General features: G+C 70.3%; 25 protein-coding genes. 18 read left to right on the top strand and 7 right to left on the bottom strand.

The window, feature by feature from the left end; translation table 11 throughout:
- Positions 1 to 132: 132 nt before the first annotated feature.
- A complete protein-coding gene (locus tag ACIPK3_RS09145; protein WP_402567646.1) occupies positions 133 to 852 on the bottom strand; it encodes an alpha/beta fold hydrolase in 720 nt (239 codons plus the stop codon).
- Positions 853 to 1,030: 178 nt separating this feature from the next.
- Between ACIPK3_RS09145 and ACIPK3_RS09150 the strand changes: the two genes are divergently transcribed.
- From ACIPK3_RS09150 to sph, 4 genes are all read left to right on the top strand, one after another.
- Positions 1,031 to 1,177: a hypothetical protein gene (locus ACIPK3_RS09150; protein WP_402567648.1), complete on the top strand. Its 147-nt coding sequence runs from the start codon at positions 1,031 to 1,033 to the stop codon at positions 1,175 to 1,177.
- Between the two features lie 120 nt (positions 1,178 to 1,297).
- Positions 1,298 to 1,681, top strand: coding sequence for a hypothetical protein (locus ACIPK3_RS09155; RefSeq protein ID WP_402567650.1), 384 nt, complete (start codon positions 1,298 to 1,300; stop codon positions 1,679 to 1,681).
- A complete protein-coding gene (locus ACIPK3_RS09160) occupies positions 1,678 to 2,106 on the top strand; it encodes a response regulator (RefSeq protein WP_402567652.1) in 429 nt (142 codons plus the stop codon). The genes ACIPK3_RS09155 and ACIPK3_RS09160 overlap by 4 nt, the downstream gene beginning before the upstream one ends.
- A 158-nt stretch (positions 2,107 to 2,264) precedes the next feature.
- Positions 2,265 to 3,248, top strand: a complete 984-nt coding sequence (gene sph / locus ACIPK3_RS09165; protein ID WP_402567654.1) for a sphingomyelin phosphodiesterase — start codon at positions 2,265 to 2,267, stop codon at positions 3,246 to 3,248.
- A gap of 35 nt (positions 3,249 to 3,283) precedes the next feature.
- Here sph and ACIPK3_RS09170 read toward each other — a convergent pair whose 3' ends face one another.
- Positions 3,284 to 4,030 carry a class I SAM-dependent methyltransferase gene (locus tag ACIPK3_RS09170; RefSeq protein WP_402567656.1) on the bottom strand — a complete coding sequence of 249 codons (747 nt, stop codon included), beginning with the start codon at positions 4,028 to 4,030 and terminating at the stop codon, positions 3,284 to 3,286.
- A gap of 98 nt (positions 4,031 to 4,128) precedes the next feature.
- Positions 4,129 to 4,545 (bottom strand): DUF4345 domain-containing protein, encoded by a 417-nt coding sequence (locus ACIPK3_RS09175; protein ID WP_402567658.1) that lies wholly within the window; start codon positions 4,543 to 4,545, stop codon positions 4,129 to 4,131.
- A 92-nt stretch (positions 4,546 to 4,637) separates the two neighbouring features.
- Between ACIPK3_RS09175 and ACIPK3_RS09180 the strand changes: the two genes are divergently transcribed.
- The 3 genes from ACIPK3_RS09180 (at position 4,638) to ACIPK3_RS09190 (ending at position 5,993) form a co-directional block, all read left to right on the top strand.
- Entirely contained in the window at positions 4,638 to 5,246 is a 609-nt protein-coding gene (locus tag ACIPK3_RS09180) for a TetR/AcrR family transcriptional regulator (protein WP_402567660.1), read from the top strand.
- Between the two features lie 27 nt (positions 5,247 to 5,273).
- Positions 5,274 to 5,597 carry a DUF6479 family protein gene (locus tag ACIPK3_RS09185; RefSeq protein ID WP_402567662.1) on the top strand — a complete coding sequence of 108 codons (324 nt, stop codon included), beginning with the start codon at positions 5,274 to 5,276 and terminating at the stop codon, positions 5,595 to 5,597.
- A 69-nt stretch (positions 5,598 to 5,666) separates the two neighbouring features.
- Positions 5,667 to 5,993: a plasmid stabilization protein gene (locus ACIPK3_RS09190; RefSeq protein WP_402567664.1), complete on the top strand. Its 327-nt coding sequence runs from the start codon at positions 5,667 to 5,669 to the stop codon at positions 5,991 to 5,993.
- Positions 5,994 to 6,026: 33 nt separating this feature from the next.
- Here ACIPK3_RS09190 and ACIPK3_RS09195 read toward each other — a convergent pair whose 3' ends face one another.
- On the bottom strand, positions 6,027 to 7,010 hold the full coding sequence (locus ACIPK3_RS09195) for an aldo/keto reductase (protein WP_402567666.1): 984 nt from the start codon (positions 7,008 to 7,010) through the stop codon (positions 6,027 to 6,029).
- A 101-nt stretch (positions 7,011 to 7,111) separates the two neighbouring features.
- Here ACIPK3_RS09195 and ACIPK3_RS09200 point away from each other — a divergent pair, with 101 nt between their 5' ends.
- Positions 7,112 to 7,720: a TetR family transcriptional regulator gene (locus tag ACIPK3_RS09200; protein ID WP_402567668.1), complete on the top strand. Its 609-nt coding sequence runs from the start codon at positions 7,112 to 7,114 to the stop codon at positions 7,718 to 7,720.
- Between the two features lie 138 nt (positions 7,721 to 7,858).
- On the opposite strand, the gene ACIPK3_RS09205 is transcribed toward ACIPK3_RS09200, so the two are convergent.
- Positions 7,859 to 8,452: a hypothetical protein gene (locus ACIPK3_RS09205; RefSeq protein WP_402567670.1), complete on the bottom strand. Its 594-nt coding sequence runs from the start codon at positions 8,450 to 8,452 to the stop codon at positions 7,859 to 7,861.
- Positions 8,439 to 9,962: a VWA domain-containing protein gene (locus ACIPK3_RS09210; protein WP_402567672.1), complete on the bottom strand. Its 1,524-nt coding sequence runs from the start codon at positions 9,960 to 9,962 to the stop codon at positions 8,439 to 8,441. Before ACIPK3_RS09210 ends, ACIPK3_RS09205 begins: the two co-directional genes overlap by 14 nt.
- Before the next feature lie 227 nt (positions 9,963 to 10,189).
- Between ACIPK3_RS09210 and ACIPK3_RS09215 the strand changes: the two genes are divergently transcribed.
- From ACIPK3_RS09215 to ACIPK3_RS09245, 7 genes are all read left to right on the top strand, one after another.
- Positions 10,190 to 10,990, top strand: a complete 801-nt coding sequence (locus ACIPK3_RS09215) for a thioesterase family protein (RefSeq protein WP_402567674.1) — start codon at positions 10,190 to 10,192, stop codon at positions 10,988 to 10,990.
- A 204-nt stretch (positions 10,991 to 11,194) separates the two neighbouring features.
- On the top strand, positions 11,195 to 12,397 hold the full coding sequence (locus tag ACIPK3_RS09220) for an exo-beta-N-acetylmuramidase NamZ domain-containing protein (RefSeq protein ID WP_402567676.1): 1,203 nt from the start codon (positions 11,195 to 11,197) through the stop codon (positions 12,395 to 12,397).
- 68 nt (positions 12,398 to 12,465) lie between these two features.
- Positions 12,466 to 13,455, top strand: coding sequence for a GNAT family N-acetyltransferase (locus tag ACIPK3_RS09225; RefSeq protein WP_402567678.1), 990 nt, complete (start codon positions 12,466 to 12,468; stop codon positions 13,453 to 13,455).
- On the top strand, positions 13,452 to 14,792 hold the full coding sequence (locus ACIPK3_RS09230; RefSeq protein ID WP_402567680.1) for an ABC transporter substrate-binding protein: 1,341 nt from the start codon (positions 13,452 to 13,454) through the stop codon (positions 14,790 to 14,792). Before ACIPK3_RS09225 ends, ACIPK3_RS09230 begins: the two co-directional genes overlap by 4 nt.
- Positions 14,786 to 15,748: a carbohydrate ABC transporter permease gene (locus tag ACIPK3_RS09235; protein ID WP_402567682.1), complete on the top strand. Its 963-nt coding sequence runs from the start codon at positions 14,786 to 14,788 to the stop codon at positions 15,746 to 15,748. The genes ACIPK3_RS09230 and ACIPK3_RS09235 overlap by 7 nt, the downstream gene beginning before the upstream one ends.
- Entirely contained in the window at positions 15,745 to 16,614 is an 870-nt protein-coding gene (locus tag ACIPK3_RS09240) for a carbohydrate ABC transporter permease (protein ID WP_402567684.1), read from the top strand. The genes ACIPK3_RS09235 and ACIPK3_RS09240 overlap by 4 nt, the downstream gene beginning before the upstream one ends.
- A gap of 99 nt (positions 16,615 to 16,713) precedes the next feature.
- The gene (locus tag ACIPK3_RS09245; protein ID WP_402567686.1) at positions 16,714 to 17,367 is read left to right on the top strand and encodes a hypothetical protein; all 654 of its coding nucleotides are present in this window, start codon (positions 16,714 to 16,716) and stop codon (positions 17,365 to 17,367) included.
- A gap of 39 nt (positions 17,368 to 17,406) precedes the next feature.
- On the opposite strand, the gene ACIPK3_RS09250 is transcribed toward ACIPK3_RS09245, so the two are convergent.
- A complete protein-coding gene (locus ACIPK3_RS09250; protein WP_402567688.1) occupies positions 17,407 to 18,714 on the bottom strand; it encodes a phosphatase PAP2 family protein in 1,308 nt (435 codons plus the stop codon).
- 222 nt (positions 18,715 to 18,936) lie between these two features.
- Between ACIPK3_RS09250 and ACIPK3_RS09255 the strand changes: the two genes are divergently transcribed.
- The 3 genes from ACIPK3_RS09255 to ACIPK3_RS09265 all read left to right on the top strand — a co-directional run bounded on the left by ACIPK3_RS09255 (position 18,937) and on the right by ACIPK3_RS09265 (position 21,701).
- Positions 18,937 to 19,611: a hypothetical protein gene (locus ACIPK3_RS09255; RefSeq protein ID WP_402567690.1), complete on the top strand. Its 675-nt coding sequence runs from the start codon at positions 18,937 to 18,939 to the stop codon at positions 19,609 to 19,611.
- Positions 19,612 to 19,822: 211 nt separating this feature from the next.
- The gene (locus tag ACIPK3_RS09260) at positions 19,823 to 20,437 is read left to right on the top strand and encodes a sigma-70 family RNA polymerase sigma factor (RefSeq protein ID WP_402567692.1); all 615 of its coding nucleotides are present in this window, start codon (positions 19,823 to 19,825) and stop codon (positions 20,435 to 20,437) included.
- Between the two features lie 184 nt (positions 20,438 to 20,621).
- Complete coding sequence (locus ACIPK3_RS09265; RefSeq protein WP_402567695.1) at positions 20,622 to 21,701, top strand: ABC transporter substrate-binding protein; 1,080 nt, start codon at positions 20,622 to 20,624, stop codon at positions 21,699 to 21,701.
- The last annotated feature ends 2 nt before the right edge of the window (positions 21,702 to 21,703 follow it).

A 21,703-nucleotide genomic window follows, 5' to 3' on the forward strand; every position in this document is an offset into this window, starting at 1 on the left:
TAGGGGCTTCCGTTTCCGGTTGTGAAGGCGTAGGTTCCGCCCATCCCGCGTCGGCGCCGTTCGCGCCGTCGGCCCGCCGGTCCCGGGAAGGCGGGCCACGCGGGAGCCAAGCGTGAATACCGTCCGGGCCGCTCAAGACGTCGCGATGCGATGCAGCAGGTCGGCCGTCTCCTCGGGGGCGGCGAGCATGGTGTCGTGGCCGCAGCGCAGGTCGTGGGTCTCCCAGCCCAGGGCGCGGGCCCTGCGATGGAAGGGCGCCAGGCTGTCCAGTGCGGGTGCGGTGTGCCGGACGTAGACCTTGCGGATTCCGTCGAGCGCGTCGGCGGGACAGTCGACGGGCTCGGTCTGGCAGCGGAAGGGGAAGTCGGTCAGCCGCGGGCCGGCCCAGCCGCGCAGCTCCGGGTCCGTCACCCCCCACTGGTCGAGGAAGCCGGAACTGGCCGGGAGCCGCCAGCCCTCGCCCTCGGCGGCCACGATCTCGCGGTAGCGGGACGCGATCGACGGCGGCTCCACGTCCAGCAGTGACTGGCCCGGCTCGGCCAGGAAGGCGGCGAGGAAGACGATCCCCGCCAGCCGTTCCCCGGCCCGCCGCGCGACCGGCCCGGCCAGGATGCCCGCGTAGCTGTGCAGGACCAGGTGGACGTCGCTCAGGTCCTCGAACCAGAGCAGTTCTGTGACGTCGAGCACATGCGTGCTCACGCCGACCTCGGGCGTGAGCGCCCGGCGGCGCTCGCCCTGCCCGGTGAGTGTCGGAGTGAACACGCGATGCCCGGCGTCGGCCAGCCGGTCGCGGACGTCCCGCCAGCACCACGCTCCGTGCATGGCGCCGTGGACGAGAACGAAAGTCGACATCCACACGATTCTGCTGCGGCCGTCGCGACGAGCCGGCTCCTTTCCTCCGGCCTCACTGGGACGCTCACCCGAATGGCGTATGTCCGGCCTGCCTGGCGTGCCGCGTTCCCCCGTTCGGCTCAAGCTGGAGGCAGATCCACTGCCGTTCCCGTGATCACTAATTGTGCCGGGAGGCGTCATGGTTGTGATGGCCCTGCTCGTGCCCGTGATGGTCATGCTCGCGCTGTTCGCCCTGGTTGCCTACGAGGATCTCCTGTTCCCTCCACCGACGGCGTCCCAGTCGGACCAGGACGCGCCCGACGCGCCCGAGGAACCCGAGCTCTGACCGAGGATTTCCCGTTCGTCCGTGTATTCGTCGCGAGAACCCCGCGAGACCCCGCACGAACCCCCGGCACGGCGACAACGAGTGTTGTCCCGGCCGGAGGGTTCCCTCTAAGGTGGGCGCATGCCAGGCGTCCATTTCTCCCTGCGGATGGCCGACGACGCACTCTCCGAGCTCACCGCCCGTGAAGTCGAAGACCTCGTCCGCCGGCTCGTCCCCGAGGTCTTCGAGTTCTCGCACGGGCCGCTCGACCACTCTCCGGAGCAGGCACAGGCCCTGGCGCACCTCCACCTGCTCACCTATCTCCAGCAGGCCGTGGAGCATCTGGAGGCCGAGGCGGCTCACCAGGCCGCCGGAGCCGGAGCCGGCTATCCGCAGATCGGCCGCGCCTCCAACATGACCCGGCAGGGCGCCCGCCGCCGCTGGCCGGGCCTGGCCGGCCAGCCGGCCGCGACCGTTCCCACCGAAGCCCCCCGCACATCCCCCAAGCACGGGAGCCCCCGATGACAACCGCCCCCGCCCGCCCCTACGACGTACTGCTCGTCGAGGACGACGAGGCAGACGCTCTGCTCATCGAGGACGCGCTCCTGGCCCGCGGTGCCCGCAACCTCGCCCAGGTACACGACGGTGTCGCGGGCCTCGACTACCTTCGGGACGGGGCCAACCCCCGCCCCGACCTGATCGTGCTGGATCTCAACATGCCCCGCATGAACGGCCGCGAGCTGCTCGCCGTCATCAAGGAGGACGACGACCTGCGCACGATCCCGGTCGTCGTGCTCACCACGTCCTCGGCCCCGGACGATGTCGTCGGCGCCTACCAGCAGCACGCCAACGCGTATGTCACCAAGCCCGTCAACCTGGACGACTTCGAACAGGCCGTCCAGAGCATCGACACCTTCTACCTCGAAACGGTCACCCGCCTTCCCCAGTGAACCGGTCCGGGCCCGTCCGAGCCCGTCCGGCCCCGCCAAGTGCGGAGGGACCCGTCGACTGCGATCCATCTGCTGCCCGCACGCCCGTTACCTACGGGTAGTCGCGGGTGGTTTGATGTGCGGCGCCACTCAACCCCCTTCATCCACAGGGAGATCCAGTGACGCTCCTCGCACCACGCCGTGCCCTCGGGGCGGCCGTGCTCGCCCTCGCCCTGCCCGCCGCGGCACTCGTGGGCTCCGCACCGGCGACGGCTGCCACCCCGGCACCGGCGCTGAAGGTCCTGACGTACAACGTCTTCCTCATGAGCAAGAACCTGTACCCGAACTGGGGTCAGGACCACCGGGCCGCCGAGATCCCGAAGACGTCCTTCTTCCACGGCAACGACGTGGTCGTCCTGGAGGAGGCCTTCGACAACTCCTCCTCCGACGCGCTGAAGAGCGGCGCCGCGGCCGAATACCCCTACCAGACACCGGTGGTGGGCCGCAGCCGCAGCGGCTGGGACGCGACCGGCGGATCGTACTCGGACCTCACGCCCGAGGACGGCGGGGTCACCGTGCTGAGCAAGTGGCCGATCCTGCACAGGGAACAGTACGTGTACCCGGACGCCTGCGGTTCGGACTGGTGGTCCAACAAGGGCTTCGCGTACGTCGTTCTGGACGTGAACGGCACCAAGGTGCACGTGATCGGCACGCACGCCCAGTCCACCGACTCCGGCTGCGCCGCGGGCCAGGCGGCGGCGATACGCAGCCGTCAGTTCAAGGCCATCGACGCCTTCCTGGACGCAAAGAACATCCCCGCCGACGAAGAGGTCCTGGTCGCCGGAGACCTCAACGTCGACTCTCGAAGCGGCGAGTACGCGTCCCTGCTCGCCGACGCCGACCTGGCCGGCGCCGACGCGCGCACCGGGTACCCGTACTCCTTCGACACCCAGGAGAACTCGATCGCCCATTACCGCTACCCGGACGATCCGCGCGAGGACCTCGACTACGTGCTCGGCCGTGCCGGCCACGCCCGCCCGGCGGGCTGGCGCAACGAGGTCGTCAAGGAGCAGACGGCGCCCTGGACGGTCACGAGCTGGTGGAAGTCGTACACCTACACGAACCTCTCGGACCACTATCCGCTGCGGGCCTACACCGGATAGCCGCAGGGACGGCGGGGGAGCGGCGCACCCCGTACTCAGCGGCGGGCCACGGCCAGACTGACGACATAGCGCTCCTCGACCGTCCCGTCCGGGAAGACACCACCCAGAAGGTCCCGCTCCACCGCGAGGAACGCCCTCGTCGACTCCTCTCCGAGCATCAGGAAGTCGGAGTAACTGGCGAGGTTCGCGAGATGCGAGTCGAGCGGGACCTTCCGGGACCAGGACATCTGGCGTGTGGTGAAGCCGAGTTCGGGCGGCAGTCCGCGAAACCGGGCCATCGGATCGGCTTCGCCCGCACCGGCGCCGAAGAGGCGGCGCAGGCGGCTGTCCTGGTCGGCCGTCCAGGCGACCGTGTTGTCCGAGTCGTTCCACCACAGGGCGAGCGCTCCGCCGGGGCGCAGTACCCGCAGTGCTTCCGGGACGGACCTGTGCTGGTCGGTCCAGTGCCAGGCCTGGGCATAGGCGACGATGTCCATGGACTCGGAGGCGAGAGGCAGGCTGTTGCCGTCTCCGAGTACCAGCGGAACCCCGGGCAGCCCGAGGCGGAACTGCGCGGCCATTCCGGGGCCCGGCTCGACCGCGACGACGTGTGCGCCACGTGCCTGGAGCAGGGCGGTCGCCAGTCCGGTACCGGCGCCCACGTCCGCGACGCGGGCGCCTCTGAGGGGGCGGTCGGCCAGCTCTTCGACCGTGTCGAGCAGTGCGGGCGGATAGGAAGGGCGGTTCGCGGCGTACTCAGCGGCGGCCTTGTCGAAGGACCGGGCTTGAGAGGTGGCTGTCATGCGGCCATCCTCGGCGGCCAGGGTGGTCCGGCGCATCGCCTTTCCGTTGTGGGCCGACCTCCGGTGAGACGGCCCCTTCCTCAAGTCCCCGCGTTCCTTCAGCGGCTGGCCGGCACGGCCGGTGAGCCGCTGCCGCGCACCGCTCGCTCCTCCGCGTCGGCCAGCCAGAAGTAGACCGGGGGCAGGGCGAGCTCGAGCACCGCGAGCACGATCTGGAACCACTGGGGCCATCCGTGCGCGGCGAGCGAGAGCAGCCTTCCCACACCACCCAGCAGAAAGACCCCGGCCAGCCGGCGCACCACCCGGGCCGGAATGGGCCGTTGCTCCGCGGCCCACAGCCAGGCCAGCCCGTACCCGGCGAAGACGGCGCCCATGAAGCGGCCCCAGCTGTCGATCGTCGGGCCGGCGGAACCCGCCCCGGGGATCGCGGCATTGCCGAGCAGGACGTGGAGCAAGCCGATCACCACGCAAGCCCAGCCCATCAGCCGTACGAGTAAGCGCAGCGTCCTTGCCATGATGCCTCCGAGTCCGGCTCAGGGAAGTGAAGTTGACATGTGTCTACTAGATTGGGTGTGCTAGTAGACACATGTCAAGTAGCCTTGGGGGTGTGCCTCCCCGTCAGCGACTCAGCCCCGCAGACCGCCGCGCCCAACTCCTCTCCGTAGGAGCGCGACTCTTCGCGGCGCGCCCGTACGACGACGTACTGATGGAGGAGGTCGCCCAGGAGGCCGATGTCTCCCGCGCCCTGCTCTACCGTCACTTCCCCAGCAAGCACGCCCTGTTCGCGGCCGTCTACCAGCAGGCGGCGGACCGGCTGCTCGCCGAGACCCGCCTCGACCCGGGCGACTCCCTGACGGAGCAGCTGGTTCAGGGCATGGACGTCCACCTCGACTACTTCGTGGCCAACCGCAACGCCGTGCTCGCCGCGAACCGGGTTCTCGCGGGCGACCCGGTGATCCAGTCGATCATGACGAGCGAACTGGACGCACTCCGCACCCGGCTGCTGGCCGTGCTCCCCCTCGTGGACGAGGCCTCCCGTGACGCCGTGTCCGGCGTCCTGAAGAGCTGGCTGGTCTTCGTCCAGGTCATCTGCGTCGACTGGCTCACCCAGGAGACCTGCAGCCGCACCCAGCTGCGCGACATCTGTGTCGGCGCGGTTCTCGGCGCCCTCCGTCCGCTGCTGCCGGCCGAGGAGCCGGTCCCCGACCGGCTTTGACCGTCCGGCGGCGGGTACTCGACGCGGATGGACACGCCACTGGAACACATGGCCGCCGCGGGCTCGGCGACAGGGACGGTCGTCATCCTCCTGTGCGGCGTAATCATCACGGCCGCACTGGTGTGGGCGGTGCGGCTGGGCATCAAGGTGCGAGGGCGCGAGCCCGCACCTCCCGGGCCGGGGCAGCACCCCACGCCGCCGAAATCGGGCCCGGTGGGCGAGGAGCGGCAGATGCGTGAACCCAACGAGGTGCCCCGGGCCGGTGGGGAGCGGGACCGGCTCACTCCCCACGAACTCGGGAACGCGCCGAGCAGGCCGAGCGGGGACCAGACCCGACCCCGCTGGGGATAGGGACACGGACTGAGGGGGAACTCGGCCGGCAGGCGGACATGCCTGAACCGAGGAGAAAGGATCCGCGTCATGCCGGCAGGTTCGAACAGAAAGCGTGAGCGGCAGTACGAGCACATCAAGGAGAGTGCCGAGCGGCGCGGCGAGACCGCTGAGCGGGCGAAGGAGATCGCGGCGCGCACCGTCAACAAGGAACGGGCCCGCTCGGGAGAGGCCGCGCATCCGGGAAAGGTCTCCGTCCGGGACCCCAAGTCCGCCTACGAACGAGGCGGAGAGCGCTCCCACACCGGAGCCCAGGGCCCCACGAAGGACCAGCTCTACGAGGAGGCCAGGAAGCGCGACGTCCACGGCCGCTCCTCGATGACCAAGGAGCAGCTGAAGAACGCACTCGGCCGCTGAGGGTGTAACCCGCCCCGGTGGGCCTTCCGCCGGTCAGCCGCCCAGCATCGCCATCAGCTCGGGTGCGTAGCGGTCGCCGGTGACCGCGCCGTGCGGGGCCACCGCCTCGATGGAGGCGATGTCGTCGGCGGTGAGCGTCACACCTGTGGCGGCGAGGTTCTCCTCCAGGTAGCGGCGGCGCTTGGTGCCCGGGATGGCGACGGCGCCCTGGTGCTGGACCCAGGCGAGCGCCAGCTGGGAGGGCGTGACGTTCTTGGCGGCCGCGATCCGGCGGACCTCGTGGACGACGTCCAGGTTGCGGTCGAAGTTCCGGCCCTGGAAGCGGGGGTCCGTCCGGCGCCAGTCGTCCTCGGCGAAGTCGTCCGGGCTGGAGATCGCGCCGGACAGGAAACCGCGGCCCAGCGGGGAGTAGGCGACCAGGCCGATCCCCAGTTCCCGCAGGGCGTCGAGCACCCCATCGTGTTCGATGCCGCGCTCGAACAGCGAGTACTCGCTCTGCACGGCGGTGACCGGGTGCACGGCGTGCGCGCGCCGGATGGTCCGCTCGGAGGCCTCGCACAGCCCGATGTACCGCACCTTGCCCTCGGCGACCAGCTCCGACAGGGCTCCGACGGTCTCCTCGATCGGCACCTGCGGGTCGATGCGGTGCAGGTAGTACAGGTCGATGTGGTCGGTGCCCAGGTGGCGCAGCGAACGGTCCAGAGCCCGTCGCACATACTCGGGTCGGCCGTTGAGGGCGACCGGTTGGCCGTCGTCGGTGATCTCGATGCCGGTCTTGGTGGCGATCACGGCGGCGTCCCGGCGGCCGGTCAGCGCCTTGCCGACAAGCCGCTCGTTGGCGAAGGGGCCGTAGCTCTCCGCGGTGTCGAGCAGGGTGACGCCGAGTTCCAGCGCCCGGTCGATGGTGGCGAGCGATTCCGTCTCGTCGGTGGCGCCGTAGAAGGCGGTCATGCCCATGCAGCCCAGGCCCTGCGTGCTGACGGTGAGTCCCTGGCTGCCGAGTGCGCGGTGTTCCACGAGGGTGCCTCTCATTCATAACTAACTGGATAGGTACATCACCGTAGACCTCGTCTCCATCGATGTCAATAACTGGATAGTTACTTGGTAGGGTGGCCGGCATGTCACGCGACTCCAGCGCCACCAAGGCCCGGCTGCTCGATGCGGCCTTCGCCGAATTCGCCACCCATGGCATCGCCGGTGCGCGGGTGGACCGGATCGCCGAGGCGGCCGGAGCGAACAAGCGGCTGATCTATGTCTACTTCGGCAACAAAGAACAACTGTTCGATGCCGTACTGGAGCGGGCCCTCACGGCGGGCGCCGAGTCGGTGCCGTTCGATGTCGATGACCTGCCCGGATACGCCGGTGCGATCTTCGATCACCTCGTGGCCCGGCCGGACCTGATGCGCCTGCGCCTGTGGCAACTGCTGGAGCGCCCCTCCGCCACCGGATCCGAACCGGACGCCTTCCGCCGCAAGATCGCCGAGGTGGCCGACGCGCAACAGCGCGGTGACCTCACCGCGGACATGGCGCCCGCCGATGTCCTCACCATGGTTCTCGCCGTCTCGCAGGCATGGTTCTGGGCCGCTGGAGGCGTCGACGTGGAGGAGGGTGGCCGCGCCTGGTCGCCGGAGCGGGTCGCCCTGCATCGCACCGCGGTCGTCGAGGCCATCCGCCGGCTCGTCGGACCGAGGACGGCCGAGGACGGCGGAGAGGGCCGAAAAGGCTGAGCAAGCTCATGAGGGCTGATGGGGCTGATGGGGCTGATGGGGCTGATGGGGCTGATGGGGCTGAAGAGGCGAGGAGCCGGTCAGGCGCTGCCCTCACCCGCCCACCCTCACCCGCCTTCAGGCGCTGCCCTCACCCGCCTACTGCGACCGGTCCTCCAGATAGCGCGTGTGCGACTCCTGCCACCGGGCCTCCGTGTCGTGCAGCGCCGACGCCAAGCGCTCCGCCTCCTCGCGCAGCAGCGTCAACTGCCGCTCCAGATGCCGGTCGGGCGGCTCGGTGCCCGGGCTCAGCCGGGTCCACCACCGGGTTCGTACGAAGGTGTCGACGGCCTCCGGAACGTCCTGCCGTACGGCCCGCGACAGGACGTGTACATCCCGGGGTCCTGGGCGAGCAGCTCGGCCACCCAGCCCGGCCTCCAGCAGCGCGGCCAGCAGCTCGGTGAGCCGGGCGCGCGGCGCGGGCGGCAGATCGACGTCGGCGAGGTAGGCGCCGAGCTTCCCGAAGTCTTCCCGCACCGCGTCGAGCTGCGCCGACGGATCCGGGAATGCGGGCGGTTCCGGCCGCTCAGGTGGGGCGACCAGCGCGCCCGCGCCGTAGAGCCCGGCCACCACGACGGGCCAGTACGCGCCCGCCGCCCCGGTGAACGTCAGCACCAGGCCGAGCAGCCCGCAGACACCGCCCGCGATGTTCTTGCGGGACTCCAGGTAGCCGAGAACCCTACTGGTGGCCACGGATCTCCTCGAAGGCGCCGTCCAGCGAGCCGTTCCGGGCGTCGAAGAGGCGGCCGCCGGTCAGGTCGGCGATGTGGGACAGCTCGGAGTGGTCGAAGTCGCCGAACAGGATCGGGAAGACGGGGATCTCCCGCCGGGCGCCGGTGAGTCGGCGGTAGAAGCCGTCGAAGTCCTCGGCCTTGGCTCCGCCGGTGTTCTCGCCGTCGGTCATCAGCACGATCGAGGTGAACGCGTCGCGACCGGCCCCGAGATGGTCGTAGGCCGCTTCCAGCGAGGTGTAGATCGGGGTGCCGCCGTCGGCGTCGAGAGCCTCGGTGTCCCGCCTGATGGCGTCCAGACCGGCCTTCGGACCACCGCGCTCCACGACATGGGTGCGCACGGTCTTCACCTCCGAGCCGAAGGGCATCAGCGTGACCTCCTCGCGGTCGCGGAACTCGGCCGTGAGATTGGTGAGCGCCTTCTTCAGGGCGGCCAGCCGGCCGCCCTCCATCGAACCGGAGGTGTCGAGGACATACACCGTGCGGGAGGGACGGCGCAGGTCGTTCTCGTAGGAGTCGAGGAGCCCGTCGGCGACGCAACGGCTGCCGGGGGAGGGCAGTTCGTGCCGTCGTCTCGTGTCCGGGCCCGCCGCGGGCGGCACCGAGGTGACGACCGGGCGGCGGTGCGCGGTGTTGGTGATCAGCTTCTGCACGGCGGCGGTGCGCAGGTCCTCGGACACCCTGTACACGTCCTCGCGGGTGCGGGCGTCGCTCGCGGTGAGGGAGGAGAGCGGATAGTCCGCCGTGACCACGCCGTCCCGGGGCCGGATCACGGTCAGCCCCGCGATGCCCTTGAGGACGGACTCGTAGTTCAGCAGGGCGTCGACGTCACCGCGCCGCCGGTGGGCGGTGGCCAGCCAGCCGGACGAACCCGACGTCAGCTTCTGGCCCTTGAAGAACTCCTTCAGCCTCGGGGCGGCCTTGGCGACATCCGCGTCCGTGAGGGCTGACTGGGCGCCGGACAGGGCGGAGGCGACCGAGACCAGGGTGGAGAAACCCGAGTGGGAACGGGCCGGGTCGGTCATGCCGTAGGTCAGCTTCCCGTCCTGGACGGCCTGCTCGATCTGCGACCAGGTGACGCGTTCCGGCCGCCAGCCGAGTGCCTTGACGGTCGGGGTCCTGACACCGATCGCGACCGGGCTGGACATGACGGGTGTCTCGGACGGCACCTTGCGTGCCGCGTCGGGGCGCAGCCGCAGATAGTCGTTCGACGACAGCCGGAGCGCGTCGTACGCGCCGTCGGCCCTGCCCTTCGCGAGCAGTTCCACGTCGTCCAGCGTGCCCATGCAGGTGGGGCGGACGGTGACGCCGGTGTCCTTGCGCACCCGCTCGAAGACGGCGGTCATGTCGCTGAGTTCGCTGGAGGCGAGGACCCGGAGCGTGCCGGGTTCCGGGGCGGCCGGGCCGGCCCTGTGCTTGTCCTTCGTGCAGGCCGCGGCGGTGGCGAGGAGGGCGCAGAGAGTGGTGAGCACGGCCACGCCGCGGACGGACCGTCTCGTCGGAGCCTCCTCCCGGAATCCCAAGTTCCCCGGTGACTCGGGTGAACGGAAGGTGACCGGGTATTCCCGGTATGCAACCGGAGAGCGCGCTTCCGGGGCCGGGGCGCCGAAGGAACCCTGCGATGTGAGCAAGCGCTTAGTAGACTGTCCGGGGAGTGGCCCGTGTGGCGGAGATGCGGCAGAGGCAGAGAGGGACAGTCATGACGGTGTCGGGGGCCGAGGCCTTCTACGAGCGGGAAGCCGACGACCGGTTCCTTCCCACCGGCTACACGCGGGGACCCTGGGACGCGGGCTCCCAGCACGCCGGGCCACCGGCCGCGCTGCTCGGCCGGGTCGTCGAGCAACGGCCGGACGGACGGCCGCAGATGCGAGTGGCGCGAGTGACCTACGAGATCATGCGCCCGGTCCCGATCCGGCCGTTGACCGTGACCACACGGGTGCTGCGCGCCGGGCGCAGCGTCGAACTCGTCGAGGCGGCCCTGACCCCCGACGGCGGCCAGGAGGTGATGCGGGCCACGGTCCTGCTGATCAAGACCGCCCCGGACTCCGTGCCGGAGGTGTCGCCGGGCCCCCGGGTGCCCGGACCCGGCGCCGTGTCCTCGCAGCAGTTCTTCCCGGTGCCCTGGGACCAGGGCTACCACACCGCCATGGACGTACGCTTCGCCGCCGGTTCGTTCCTGGAACCCGGACCGGCCACGGCGTGGATGCGGATGCGGGTTCCCCTGATCGCGGGCGAGGAGATCACCCCCCTCAGCCGAGTGCTGACCGCCGCCGACTCGGGCAACGGCGTCAGCGCGACACTGGACTTCCAGCGCTACGTCTTCGTCAACGCCGACCTCACCGTCAGCCTGCACCGCCACCCCGAGGGCGAATGGGTCTGCCTGGACGCCAGGACGATGGTGGACGGCGCGGGCATCGGCCTCGCCGAGTCCGCCCTGCACGACGAGAAGGGCCCCCTCGGCCGCGGCACCCAGAGCCTGTACGTCACGGCGCGCGGCTGAGAACGGTCCTGCACCCGGCCGACATCCGCACCGGGGACGACACCTTCTGCGGCGCCACCGCCCACGCGGCCCCGCGGCACCCATGAGAGAACTCGCAGTGCCCTTCTCGCGAACTCGGACAAATCATTGCTAAATTGCGGGGCTGGCACGTAGGCAAGTTTTCCGACCGCCGCTTCGGGATGTCACCGGCAGACGGGTGCAAAGATGAGCACGGACGATCGCGCGGCGGTGACGACCGGCATCGCACGGCTGCACGCGTCACCCGGACTCGCCGGACCCGGGCGGCTCGGGCTGGTGACCAACCACACCGGCGTGCTGGCCGACCTGCGCCCGGCCGCGCCCGCGCTGATCGAGGCCGGGGCGCGGCTGGTCGCCCTGTTCGGCCCCGAGCACGGGCTGCACGGGACCGGCCAGGCAGGCCGGAGCAACGCCGAGACGGTCCGGGCCGACCCCGCCACCGGCCTCCCGGTCCACGACACCTACCGGTGCGACGCCGAAGAACTCGACACACTGCTGCTCGAAAGCGGCGTCGACACCCTGGTGTACGACCTCCAGGACATCGGCGCGAGGTTCTACACCTATGTGTGGACCATGTTCGACCTGATGCTGTCGGCGGCCCGTACCGGCGTGCGGTTCGTGGTCGCCGACCGCCCGAATCCACTCGGCGGACTCGTCAGTGAGGGCCCGTCTCTCGAACCGGCGTGGGCCAGTTTCGTCGGCCGGACCGCGATCCCGGTCCGGCACGGCCTCACCTGCGGCGAACTCGCCCGCCATCTCAACGCCTCCGCCGTGCCCCAGGCGGTCGGCGCCCCCGCCGAGTTGACCGTGATCGAGGCCGTCGGCTGGAAGCGCGGCACGGACGCGTACGGCACCGGACTGCCGTGGGTCGCGCCCTCACCGAACATCCCGACCCCGGCCACGGCCGCCGTCTACCCCGGCACCTGCCTGTTCGAGGGCACGAACCTCTCGGAGGGCCGCGGCACGACGCAACCCTTCGAGATTGTCGGAGCACCGTACATCGACGCGCGGTTCGCGCCCGCGCTCGCCGAACTCGCCCTGCCCGGAGTGCGCTTCCGTGACATGCGGTACGTACCGGCCTTCCACAAGCACGCCGGACGGCCGCTGCGCGGAGTCCAGCTCCACCTCACCGACCGCGAGGCGTTCGCTCCCGTGCGGACAGCTGTCGCCATGCTGGCCACACTGCGGCGGCTGTACCCCGACGACTTCGCCTGGCGCACCACGGACGGCGGCGCGGAAGGCACCGGCCACCGTCACTTCATCGACCTGCTCTGGGGATCCGACCGGCTGCGGCGCCTCGTCGACGCGGACGACGACCCGCTGCCGCTGTGCGCTCCACCGGCACCGCCCGGGCGGTGGGCCGGCGACCACGTGCTGCTCTACGGCTGAAGGAAGCGGACGCTCATGACGACTCGACAGCCGCCGCCCCACCGGCGCAAGGAAGGGCGACTCCGCCGATGACCGATGGCACGATCCGCCTGGCCCCCACGACTCAACCCATTCGTGGCTTCCGCGCGGGCGACGGCCCGCGGTTGGTGGAGTCGTGGCGCAGGAGCGCGCCGGCCGACCCGATCACCGCGGACCGCTTCCGCTCCCTGGTGCTGCTCGACGCCAACTTCGACCCGGAGGGGCTCCGGGTCGCCATGGACGGTGACCGGGTCGTCGGTGCCGCATACGCGGTGCGCCGTCTGACACCGATGACCGGCACCGACCTGGAGCCGCGGCAGGGCTGGATCCCGTTCTTCTTCGTCGACCCGGCAGCCCGCGGGCGTGGCCTCGGCCGACGGCTGCTGACCGAAGCCCTGGACTGGCTGGGCGGCCACGGCCGTACCCGGGTGGACTTCTCGTCGTACACCCCGAACTACATCCTCCCCGGCCTGGACACCGCGACGTATCCGGCGGCGGGCGGGCTCCTCGCGTCCCTGGGCTTCCGCACCCTGTACGAGGCGGCGGCGATGGACCGCAGCCTGGTCGGCTACCGCCTCCCGGAGGAGACCGCGCTCCGCCTGGCCGAACTGACGGCGCGGGGCCACCGGTTCACCACTCCCTCCGACGACGATCTGGTGGACCTCGTCGCGCTCGCCGGACACCGCTTCAACCCCGACTGGGCGCGCGCGATCCGGGAGTGCCTGGCGGCCGGTGCGCCGCTCGACCGGATCGTCGTCGCACGGGACCCCTCCGGCCGACTCACCGGGTGGGCGATGCACGGGGCGTACGAGTCGGCGGTCGAACGGTTCGGCCCGTTCGGCGTCCTGCCGGAGACGCGCGGCGCGGGACTCGGCAATGTCCTGCTCCATCTGACCCTGGAGCGCATGCGGGCGTGCGGCGCGCACTGCGCGTGGTTCCTGTGGACCGGCGAGCGGTCTCCGGCCGGACACCTCTACCGCAAGGCCGGATTCACCAGGACCCGGGTGTTCCAGGTGCTGCGCCGGGAGGCCGCCCGATGACGCCGACACGGCTCACCGGCGGCCTGAGCCGCCGTCACTTCGCGCTCACGCTCCCCCCGGCGCTGCTCGCCTCCGGATGCGCCGCGCCGCACCGGGGCACCGGGCGACCCGGGGACCCGATCGTCCTCACCCTGCTCTCCCACTACGCGAGCGGCGCGCTCAAGGAGGCCCTCCGGGGCCCGGTGGACGAGTGGAACGCCACCCACGACCGGGTCAAAGTGCGCACGACGGCCGTCGAGTTCAGCGACCTGCTGACCACGTTCATGGTCCGGCAGGCCGCCGGTCAGGGCGCGGACATCATCCACCCGTACTGTCTGTGGAACGGCCAGCTCGTCCAGGCCGGCGTCCTGCGGCCCGCTCCCCGCGCGCACGCCGAGGAAATCACGCGTGGCTACGGCAGGGCGGCGGTCGGCTCCTCCTCGGTGGCCGGCCGGATCTACGGCTACCCCACCGAGGTGCAGACGTACGCCCTCTACTACAACAAGCGACTGCTGCGCGAGGCCGGTGTGAGCGGACCTCCGCGCACCTGGGGGGAGTTGGAGGAGACGGCCTACCGCACCACCAGACGGGACCGGTACGGCAACACACTGGTCCAGGGGTTCGGGCTGTCGACCTACGACGACTCCACCACCGTCGGGCAGACCCTCGCCCTGCTCAACGCCGCCGGCGGCAGGTTCGTCTCCGCGGACGGCCGGAGCACCGCAATCGACTCACCGGCCGGACGAGCGGTGTTCGATCTGGAGCACCGCCTCGTCGGCAAGGGCGCGAGCGACCCCGGAGTCAACGTCTACAAGGCGTTCCCGTCGGGGCAGGTGGCCATGGTGATCAGCGCCGGCTGGTGGACCGGCAACCTGAAGGCCCTGATGGGCAAGGCCTACGGCGATGTCGGCGTCGCTCCGCTGCCCCTCCCCGAGGCGGACGGCCAACACGCCACGCTCTCCACCAGTTTCATGCTGGGCGTCAACGCGGCCGGCCGGCACCCGCGCGAGGCATGGGAGTTCCTGCGCTGGCTCAACACCGAGAAGGTGAGCGCGAAGAGCGCCGGGAAGAACGCGACGGCCACCCGGATGAGCCTGCTGCAGGCGTCGGTCGGCTCCATGACCGGCCGGGCCGACGACATGCGGACACTCCTCGGCGAGGACAGCGACCCCAATCTGCGCCCCTTCCTGGACGCGCTGGCGTACGCGGTGCCGGAACCGAACGGCGCGGGCGCCCAGCAGGCCAAGTCGCTTCTGCGCAAGAACATCGAGGCGCTGTGGACCGGTCAGCGGTCGGTCGACGAGTCACTGCGTACCACCCGCCGGCAGGTCGATCAGGAGGTGTCCCGGTCATGGTGAACGCGCTGGCGCCGGAGGCGGCCGAACCGGCGGTGCGTGATTCGCGCCCCGAGGTGACTGCTGCCGGTCGCCGTGGCCGCACCCGGCGCCGACAGACCGTCGTCGCCTACCTCTTCCTGGCGCCGACACTGCTCTTCTTCGCCGTCTTCCTGATCCTCCCGCTCGGCTTCGCACTGCTGCTGTCCCTGTCCCGCTGGACCGGGTTCGACCTCGGCGGCATCGAACCGGTCGGCTTCGACAACTTCGCCGCTCTCCTCGCGGACGGATCGACGTTCCTGACGCCGATCCTCACCAACACCCTGCTGTTCGCCCTGGGCACCGTGGCCCTCGCGCTGGCCGGCTCGGTGCTCGTCGCCACCTGCATCGACAGGCTGCGGTTCCAGGGACTTTGGCGCACCCTGTACTTCCTGCCGATCGTCACTACCGTCGTCGCCGTCGGCAACGTGTGGAAGTACATGTACGAGCCAGGCGGCCTCGTCAACGGTGTCCTGAACGCGGTCGGGCTCGGCTCGGTGGCCTTCCTCCAGGACCCGGACACCGCGCTGCCCTCGGTGGTCGTCGTCCAGGCCTGGGCGTCGGTCGGCTCGGCGATCCTCATCCTGACCGCCGGGCTGAAGTCCATCCCCGAGTCCTACTACGAGGCGGCCGCGCTCGACGGCGCCGGGTCCGCCACCGTCTTCTGGCGGATCACCCTGCCACTGCTGCGGCCTTCGCTGCTGTTCGTGTGCGTCACCCAGTTCCTCACCGGCCTCCAGTCGTTCGCGCTGATCATCGTGATGACCAGGGGCGGCCCCGGCGACGCGACCAACGTGGCCGCACTGGAGATGTACCGGCAGGCCTTCTCCTACGGAAACTGGGGCATCGCGAGCGCCGCCGCCTTCGTCCTGTTCGTGGTGGTCCTCGCGGTCACCCTGGCGCAGTTGTGGATCTACCGGCGCAGGGGAGAGGACGCATGAACCGCCGACGCTTCCCCTGGCTCGCGTATCTCGTGGTCGTGACCGGCGCCGCACTCACGGTGGTGCCGTTCCTCGACATGCTGATGACCTCGTTCAAGGGTCCCGGCGAGGCAGGCACGCTGCCCTACCGGTTCCTGCCCGAAGCCTTCGACCTGTCCAACTACCGGTCCGCGATCGACCAGCTCGATCTGCCCGTGCTGTTCCGCAACAGCGTCGTCGCCACCGCCACGATCACCGGCTCGGTGCTGCTCACGTCCTCACTGGCCGGCTATGCCCTCGCCAAACTCCGCTTCCCCGGACGGGACTTCGTCTTCCGTCTCGTGCTGTCGACGATGATGTTCCCGCCGTTCCTCTTCTTCATCCCGCACTTCCTGATCCTCGTGCACTGGCCGCTGGCGGGCGGCAACGACCTGTTGGGGCGCGGCGGCGCGGGTCTGACCGTCAGCATCATGGCGCTCGCCATGCCGTTCCTCGTCAACGGCTTCGGGATCTTCCTGACACGCCAGTTCATGATCTCGATCCCCGACGAGGTGCTGGAGGCCGCGCGTGTCGACGGGGCGGGAGAGTTCGCGGTGTGGTGGCGGATCGTGGTGCCGCAGACCAAGCCCGTCCTGGTCACACTGGGGCTGCTGACGTTCGTCGACGCCTGGAACGAGTACATCTGGGCACTGCTCGTCTCGACCGCCAACCCGGACGTGATGACCCTGCCCGTCGGTATCCAGCTCCTCCAGGACTATGTCGACCCGACCCGCACGATGCCCATCGTCATGGCCGGGCTGGTGATGAGCGTCCTGCCGGTGCTGGTGCTCTTCCTGCTGCTTCAGAAGTACTACATCCGCGGCGTCATGCTCAGCGGTCTCAAATAGCCCCCGCAGGGTCCGGGGCCACTTCGGTGGCGTGCGCCCTCGTCCGGGTGGATGCTGAGGAAACGCGCGTACGACGGGGCGTCACGCGAAGGAGGAGCCATGACGCACACCACTCAGGCGCCCCGGCACATCGCGGACCTGCGCGGGAAGCGCTACGGGGAGATCCTGCTCGTGTCTCCCGACGGCGCCGGCGGCCTGAAGGCGGCCGTGTACAACACGCTCGGCCTGAACGACTGCCCGGCGCAGTGGTGGAACGGCCTCGACCCCCGGGCGCTGGCCGAGCGGTTCCAGGTCCCGCTGGTGCTGCTGAACGGACCGCGCTACTGGGTGATCGACGAGCTCACGGCGTTCGCCACCGGGAAAGTGACCGACTTCGGCGGGGTCCGGGCCCGGCTGGTGGCCGAGGTGCGCATCCCCGCGGAAACCGATCCGACCGGAGCTCGGCCCAGGCAGTACTACATCGACACCACGGTCGAGCGGGACACCGAGTACGTCCTGTCCGCGGGCCGGCCGGTCTACTCCCTGCGCGACTCCGACGGGCGCGTGTACGTGCTCCAGGCGTACGCCCACATCGTGGACGACAGCCTGACCCTGGACTCCCTGGACACGCTCGGCGAGCGCCTGCGGCTCCCGCGGGGCTGGCGGTACGAGGTGCGCACCCCGAAGGCGGACTTGCGGGTGCGAACGGCGGACGGGGAGGCGCACGTCGTACAGGACGAGCTTCAGAACACGTACATGCTCCTCGTGACGTGAGCGGGGTGTGACCGGCGGCGGACGCCACCGGTACGGGACCTATGCCACCGGCTCGGGCTGCGGCTCCGGTTGCAGTACGGGTACGGCCTTCGGCTCCCACAGTCTCGTGGTCCGTATGTAGCCCTGGATCACCGAGCCCATCGCCAGCAACAGAAGGGGACCGAAGATCCACGGATGCGCGGCCATCTGCGTCGACAGGTAGCGGTACGACACCAGGAGCGCGGTGAAGACCGCGGCCCCGTAGGCGACCAGCTGGATGCCGGCCCGGTCCCAGCCACGTACCTGCGAACGCAGCGCGGTCTCTATCGTGAGCGTGAACACCACACCGGCAATGATGTCCGAACCGTAGTGATAGCCGAATCCCAGCGTCGCGCCCAGCGTGGCGATCAGCCAGAACGTGCCCGCGATGCGCAGCGCCCGCGGAGCCCTGCGGGAATGAATGAAGATCGCGGTGGCCCACGCCGTGTGCAGGCTGGGCATGCAGTTGCGCGGGGTGATGGAGTTGAACGCCATGTGGTGCGGCGAGTTGCCCGACGGCGTGTTCGGCCACAGGTCGGCCACCGCCCAGTGTCCGCCGTCGGCACCGTAGGCGAAGATCGGTCCGACCACCGGGAAGAGCATGTAGATGCCCGGCCCGAGGAGGCCGATCACCAGGAAGGTGCGCACCAGATGGTGGCGGGGGAATCTGCGCTCGGCCGCCACGTTGCGCAACTGGTACAGCGAGACGACGACCGCGGCCACCGCGAGCTGGATGTAGACGTAGTCGAGGACGTGGGCGCCGATCGTGCCGGTGGCGTTGACGATGCGGCCCGCTATCCACGAGGGGTCGCCCAACGCGTGATCGGCGGTCGCCACATACTGGTCGAGCACCGTCGGACGGGTCTTCGAGGTGATGAGCAGCCAGGTGTCACCGGTCTTGCGGCCGGTCACCAGCAGCAGAGCCAGTCCGACACCCTTGAGCAGCAGGGTGCGTTCGCGCCCGGTGCGGCGCGTGACGGCGATGACCGCACAGCCCAGAACCACCCACAGGGCGCCGTTGCCGAACCCGAGGAAGTTCGGCTTGCCGTTGACGGCCCACCGCGTCACCAGGAAGACGACGTCGACACCGATCGCGACACCAGCCGCGATGAACCGCTCCCGCCGGGTGAGCACCACCATCATCAGGGCCATGCTGGCGTACAGCAGCGGCCCCGACTTGGGGGGGAAGACCACCTCGCGCGCCTGGTTGGTCATCGGCCCCGGCAGGCCGTAGTGGCGTGCGGCGATCTCCAGCGCGATGAGGAACGCGAGGGCAACCGCCCCCACCGCGCCCCACAGCGCGATTTTGTTGTTTATTCGGGAAAACACCCGTGATGTTCTGGATATCAATTGTTTGGCCGTTTTGTTAGGTTTTGGTCGCGTAGTTGAGCTGTCGAAGTGCCGCCGGCCGACCCCGTCGCCGTCCCCCGCTCCTCGATGTCCATGAAGTGGAATCGTAGCGGCGCCCGGCAGAACGGTCGGGGGGAGCTCTCCGGATCCGGTCGTCACCCCGCCGGGGACGGCGCGGTCGGCGTGCGAGGATGAGACGCCATGACAGCTGGGCGGTGTGCTCGCACGTTACGGGCCGCGGTGTTCGCGGCCGTCTGCGTGCTGCTCGCCGCTCTGGGTCACGTCCTGATGTCCGGGAGCCATGTACCCGCGTGGGCGCTGGCCGTCGGTGCGGCGCTGACCGGTGTCGTGGGCTGGTGCCTGGCGGGGCGTGAGCGTGGACTGCCGTTGATCGTGACGGTTGTGGTCGGCGCCCAGGTCGTGCTGCACGAGGCGTTCTCCCACGCTCAGTCGGCATCCGCGAACGCCGCCTCCATGGACATGAGCCGCATGGATCACATGGATCACACGGCATACACGGGCCATATGGAACACATGGGTCATACGGGTCAAATGAACCCCATGGCGCATGACGCCCATTTGGGGCACTCCATGCATGATGGCTCGTCGTCGTTCGGCATGCTCGCCGCCCACCTGCTCGCCGCACTGCTGTGCGGTCTGTGGCTGGCGCACGGCGAGCGGGCCGCCTTCCGGATCCTGCGGGTGATGGCCGGGTGGCTGGTCGCGCCCCTGCGACTCCTGTTCGCCCTGCCCGTCACCCCGGACCGCCCCCGCCTCAATCCGCGCCGCCGCCCCCGCGACCGGGCACCGCGGCTTCTCCTTCTCGTCCACGCGATCACTTCCCGGGGCCCGCCCGAGGGGACCGCTGTCAGCTGACGACAGCCGGATTCCCGAGGCCGCTCCTTCGCCCCTCGGGCCACAGCCGTACGGCCGCACAGGCGCCGTAGCGCCACCGCGCTGCAGCGCCACCGTGCCGTAGGGCTGCCTCCTCTTTCGCTGGATTTCACTGGATTTCACCGGATTGCACCGGACCAGGCCTTCGCATGCCGCCGGTCCGGATCACGGTCGACCCCGAGAAGGACACCAGGTGATGACCTCCGCCCTGCCCACCTCACACGGCAAAAGCGGCACAACGGCAGCACTCGACGAATCGATCACCGCGTGGGCGCTGGCCGCCCGAGGCGGTGACACCGACGCGGTCGAACAGTTCGTGGGCGCCCTGCACCGCGACGTCCAGCGCTATGTCGCCCACCTCTGCGGCGACCCTCAGGCCGTGGACGACCTGGCCCAGGACACGTTCCTGCGCGCGCTCGGCAGCCTGCACCGGTTCGAGGGCCGTTCCTCGGCCCGGGCCTGGCTGCTGTCCATCGCCCGCCGCGCGGTGATCGACAGCTACCGGCACGCCGCCGCCCGGCCGCGTCGCTCGGACGTACCGGACTGGCAGACGGCCGTCGAACTGACCCAGCCGCGCGACCTGCCCGGCTTCGACGACGGCGTCGCCCTGCTCGATCTGCTGACCGCACTGCCCGACGACAGGCGTGAGGCCTTCGTCCTCACGCAGCTGCTCGGCCTGCCCTACGCGGAAGCCGCCGCGGTCAGCGACTGCCCGATCGGCACCGTCCGGTCCCGCGTGGCCCGCGCCCGGGCGACCCTGATGGACCTGCTCGCCCAGGCGGAAACGCGCTCCACCGTCGCGGCCTGACGGTTTTTGGAGGGTGCCGGTGCGGCAACCAGCACCGGCACCCTCCCATGGCCCGTGTCGCCAACTCGACTCGGCATAGGCGGAACTCACGGAAAGTCACGGGAACTCGCGCGGTGTCCGCGCCGACTTCTGGACGGGTGACGGAAGTTCGCCCGCCCGCCGACTGGATCCAGGAGTTGTTTCGATGCGTTCTCGTGTGTGGAGCGGTACGGCTGCCGTAGTGCTCGGCAGCCTGCTGGCGGTGGGCTGCGGCGACTGGGAGAAGGATGCCCCGAGCGCGGGCGCCGGCAGTTCCGCGGATGCCGCCCCGGGCACCTACCCGGTGTCCGTCACCGACTGCGCGGGCGTCAGGACCACCTTCTCCGCCGCCCCGAAGAAGATCGTCACCAGCAATGCCGCCGCCCTGGAGCTGCTTCTGCGCCTCGGTGTCGGAGACAAGGTGATCGGCACCGGCTTCCCGCCCGGCGAACACACCCTGCCCGGCGCGCTCGACGCACAGGCGCGGCAGGTGAAGGTGCTCAGCCGGACCGTCATCCCGAAGGAGAAACTGCTCGGCTCCGGCGCCGACCTCTACATCGACACCTTCGCCTCCATGGGCGGCATGGGCGGGTCGGGCATGGGCGACGCGCCGACCGCGCCGGAGTTCGAGGCCGCCGGAATCCACCACATCTACCTCAAGTCCACCGCCTGCGCGGCACAGAGCAGGACCCCGGTCACCGATCTGTCGGCGGTGGAGGCCGACATCGCCTCCCTCGGTGCCGTCACCGGCACGACCGCGCGTGCGAAGGAACTCGTCGCCGGGATGGAGGCGAAGGTGGCCGCCGTCCGGCAGGCGGTCGGTGACACGGCGGAGAGCGAGCGGCCCACGTACTTCTTCTTCGACTACGACGCCGGTACCAAACAGCCCACCGTCGTCTGCAACCGTCAGATCGCCAACGCGGTGATCACCCTGGCCGGAGCCCGCAACGTCTTCGCGGACTGCGCGGGCGACTACAAGCAGGTCGGCTGGGAGGACGTGATCGCCAGGAACCCGGACTGGATCCAGCTGGGAGTCCGCGACCGGGGGAGCGAGGCGGCGAACAAGACGGCGTTCGACGAGGCCGAACAGTGGCTGAAGTCCAACGCGGCGACCAAGGGCCTCACAGCGGTGCGGGAAGGCCACCTCCTGCGCGTTGGCTCCGAGCCGACGACCATCGCGGGAGTGCGCAACGCGGACACGGTCGAGGAGATCGCCAAGGCCCTCCACCCGGGCAAGGTCGGCTGACC

Origin of the sequence: Streptomyces sp. NPDC086787, assembly GCF_044745865.1 — a bacterium.
Taxonomy (GTDB): domain Bacteria; phylum Actinomycetota; class Actinomycetes; order Streptomycetales; family Streptomycetaceae; genus Streptomyces.

Bases quoted from the DNA above. Each gene is read 5' to 3' on its own strand.
- ACIPK3_RS09145 (WP_402567646.1), bottom strand. From the start codon at position 852: ATGTCGACTTTCGTTCTCGTCCACGGCGCCATGCACGGAGCGTGGTGC.
- ACIPK3_RS09150 (WP_402567648.1), top strand. From the start codon at position 1,031: ATGGTTGTGATGGCCCTGCTCGTGCCCGTGATGGTCATGCTCGCGCTG.
- ACIPK3_RS09155 (WP_402567650.1), top strand. From the start codon at position 1,298: ATGCCAGGCGTCCATTTCTCCCTGCGGATGGCCGACGACGCACTCTCC.
- ACIPK3_RS09160 (WP_402567652.1), top strand. From the start codon at position 1,678: ATGACAACCGCCCCCGCCCGCCCCTACGACGTACTGCTCGTCGAGGAC.
- ACIPK3_RS09170 (WP_402567656.1), bottom strand. From the start codon at position 4,030: ATGACAGCCACCTCTCAAGCCCGGTCCTTCGACAAGGCCGCCGCTGAG.
- ACIPK3_RS09175 (WP_402567658.1), bottom strand. From the start codon at position 4,545: ATGGCAAGGACGCTGCGCTTACTCGTACGGCTGATGGGCTGGGCTTGC.
- ACIPK3_RS09185 (WP_402567662.1), top strand. From the start codon at position 5,274: ATGGACACGCCACTGGAACACATGGCCGCCGCGGGCTCGGCGACAGGG.
- ACIPK3_RS09190 (WP_402567664.1), top strand. From the start codon at position 5,667: ATGCCGGCAGGTTCGAACAGAAAGCGTGAGCGGCAGTACGAGCACATC.
- ACIPK3_RS09200 (WP_402567668.1), top strand. From the start codon at position 7,112: ATGTCACGCGACTCCAGCGCCACCAAGGCCCGGCTGCTCGATGCGGCC.
- ACIPK3_RS09215 (WP_402567674.1), top strand. From the start codon at position 10,190: ATGACGGTGTCGGGGGCCGAGGCCTTCTACGAGCGGGAAGCCGACGAC.
- ACIPK3_RS09220 (WP_402567676.1), top strand. From the start codon at position 11,195: ATGAGCACGGACGATCGCGCGGCGGTGACGACCGGCATCGCACGGCTG.
- ACIPK3_RS09225 (WP_402567678.1), top strand. From the start codon at position 12,466: ATGACCGATGGCACGATCCGCCTGGCCCCCACGACTCAACCCATTCGT.
- ACIPK3_RS09230 (WP_402567680.1), top strand. From the start codon at position 13,452: ATGACGCCGACACGGCTCACCGGCGGCCTGAGCCGCCGTCACTTCGCG.
- ACIPK3_RS09235 (WP_402567682.1), top strand. From the start codon at position 14,786: ATGGTGAACGCGCTGGCGCCGGAGGCGGCCGAACCGGCGGTGCGTGAT.
- ACIPK3_RS09240 (WP_402567684.1), top strand. From the start codon at position 15,745: ATGAACCGCCGACGCTTCCCCTGGCTCGCGTATCTCGTGGTCGTGACC.
- ACIPK3_RS09245 (WP_402567686.1), top strand. From the start codon at position 16,714: ATGACGCACACCACTCAGGCGCCCCGGCACATCGCGGACCTGCGCGGG.
- ACIPK3_RS09255 (WP_402567690.1), top strand. From the start codon at position 18,937: ATGACAGCTGGGCGGTGTGCTCGCACGTTACGGGCCGCGGTGTTCGCG.
- ACIPK3_RS09265 (WP_402567695.1), top strand. From the start codon at position 20,622: ATGCGTTCTCGTGTGTGGAGCGGTACGGCTGCCGTAGTGCTCGGCAGC.